Source organism: Candidatus Dadabacteria bacterium (assembly GCA_026708565.1).
Classification (GTDB): Bacteria; Desulfobacterota_D; UBA1144; order Nemesobacterales; family Mycalebacteriaceae; genus Mycalebacterium.
Window position 1 is genome coordinate 1 of record JAPOUR010000029.1, and the last position, 2509, is coordinate 2509.

Sequence of the window (2509 nt, forward strand, 5' to 3'; positions counted from 1 at the left end):
ACACCTGAGCCTTTCGGCCTGCCGGGCCCGCGCCTTCCCGTGGCGGGGGCGTAGGACGCGGAAGCGCCGCCGATTTTTTCCACTATCATTGCCACGCCCATTCCGCCTCCGACGCAGAGGGCGGCAAGACCGCGTTTTGCCGACGGCCTTTTTCTCATCTCGTGAAGCAGTTTGACCAATATCACAGTCCCCGATGCGCCTATGGGATGTCCCAGCGCTATCGCGCCGCCGTTCACGTTCACTTTGCTGTCCGGTATGGGCAGGTCGCTCAACACGGCGAGAGACTGCGCGGCAAACGCCTCGTTCAGTTCAAACAGGTCTATGTCTCCGAGAGACAGGTTCGCCTTGTCCAGCGCTTTTGTGATTGCCGGCACGGGCCCGATTCCCATTATGGACGGGTCAACCGCTCCGACCGCGTAAGACACCACCGCCGCAAACGGCTTGAGGCCGAGTTCTCTCGCTCTGCTCTCCGAGGAGACCAGCACGGCGGCCGCTCCGTCGTTAATTCCCGAAGCGTTGCCCGCCGTTACCGTTCCGCCCATTTTGAACACGGGGCGCATCCTTGCGAGAGAGTCCTGCGTAACATCAGGGCGCGGGTGTTCATCCGTCCTGAAATCAAGCGGGTCCTGCCTTCTGCGGGGAACTGAAACCGTAACGATCTCGTCATCAAACCTTCCCGCCTTCATCGCGGCGGCGGTTTTCATCTGGCTTTTGTAGGCGAACTCATCCTGAGCCTCTTTTGACAGGTTGTATGCCTCGGCAAGGTTTTCCGCCGTAACGCCCATGTGGTAGTCGTTGAAAATGTCCCACAGGCCGTCTTTAACCATTCCGTCTATGACATCGTGTTTCGGCATTGCCGTGTGGCTGAATCCGTATCTCGCCTTCTGGAGATAAAAGGGCGACTGGCTCATGTTTTCTATGCCGCCCGCGACAATGACATCGGCGTCCTCCGCCTTGATTGCCTGAGCCGCCAGCGCGACGCTCTGAAGCCCCGAACCGCAAACTCTGTTGATTGAAAATCCCGGCGTTGACGTTCCAAGCCCCGAATTGACGGCGACCTGCCTTGACGGATTCTGTCCGAGTCCGGCTCCGAGCACGTTGCCCATTATGCAGTCGTCAACCTCTTTGGGGTCAACTCCCGCGGCGGAAAGAACTTCATTTACGACTCTGACGCCGAGGTCAACGGCCGGTATGTCCTTCAGGGTTCCGCCGAAGCCGCCTATGGCCGTTCTGACGGGGTGGGAAAGAACTACTTTTTCCATTAAAAATCCTCCTTCTGGAAAGGGCGGTTTTCTTGGTAAAAATCGCCTTGGGACAATTTACATAGAATTATTAAATAATGCAAAAAAATAATTTTTCCGCCGTTGCGGGGGATTTGCTGTTAGGTTTGGGGCGGTAATATGGCGGTTGTTGCAAAGAAACGGAAAAAGACGGTCGCATTTTTTTTCGGCGGTCGTTCCGCGGAACATGAGATTTCAATAATCTCCGCCCGCTCGCTGATAAGCAATCTTGACCGCTCGCGCTTCCGCCCTCTCGCCGTTTTTGTTGACGGCGGGGGCGTGTGGAAAAAGGCGGACGAGCGCGCCTTCACGCGCTCCGCAGCGCTTCCGGGGGCGGACTCCCGCGCTCTTTTCCCCGCGCCGGCAAAGGGGATTTTGCGCATGCTCCCGCCGCGCGCGCGCGGCGGGCAGACCGCCCGGAACATCCGCATAGACGCGGCGTTTCCCGTCATTCACGGCACGGGCGGGGAGGACGGCGCGATTCAGGGGGTGTTTGAAAACTGGGGCGTTCCGTACGTCGGCGCGCGGGTTCTGGCCTCCGCGCTTTGCTCGGACAAACTCGTTTCCAAGCGCCTTTTGCGCGGCGCGGGGCTGCCGGTTGTTCCGTTTGAGGGGCTTGGAAAAACGGAGTGGGAGAAAAAGGGGGCAAAGTCCGCAACCGCCGCCGCGCGGAGGGCGGGGCTGCCGTGTTTTGTCAAGCCGTCAAATCTCGGCTCAAGCATAGGCGTTTCAAAAGCGAAAACCGCAAAAGACGCCGCCGTGGCGGCGGAAAGGGCGTTTGAATTTGCGGAAACGGTCATTTTTGAGCGCGCCGTTCCGGACGCGAGGGAGATAGAGGTGGGCGTTCTGGGAAATGATGCCCCCGAAGCGTCCGTTGCGGGGGAGATAGTTCCGTCAGGCGAGTTTTACGACTACGAGGCGAAATACGGCGGCGGGGGAAGCCGTCTTGATGTTCCCGCCGTTTTGCCCGCGCGTCTGGAAAAACGGCTGCGTGCCGCCGCAGTTGAGGCGTTCGGTGTTTTGCGGTGCGAGGGGATGGCGCGGGTGGATTTTCTTGTTAATCCCCGGAGCGGGGAGTTTTTCGTCAGCGAACTGAACACCATTCCGGGGTTCACAAGCATAAGCATGTATCCGATGCTGTGGGAGGCGAGCGGGGTTTCCTACACAGAACTTATAAGCCGTCTGATAGACCTCGGCATTGAGTCCTCCGCCCGCGCGGCGGGGTTGAA

Annotated in this window: 2 protein-coding genes; one reads left to right on the forward strand and one right to left on the reverse strand. The window is 59.0% G+C overall.

What is annotated here, in order from left to right:
• The coding region (locus OXF42_03780; protein MCY4047215.1) for an acetyl-CoA C-acetyltransferase at positions 1-1262 on the reverse strand (1262 nt) is incomplete at its 3' end.
• A gap of 138 nt (positions 1263-1400) precedes the next feature.
• Between OXF42_03780 and OXF42_03785 the strand changes: the two genes are divergently transcribed.
• A partial coding sequence (locus OXF42_03785) for a D-alanine--D-alanine ligase (protein MCY4047216.1) occupies positions 1401-2509 on the forward strand: 1109 nt, incomplete at its 3' end.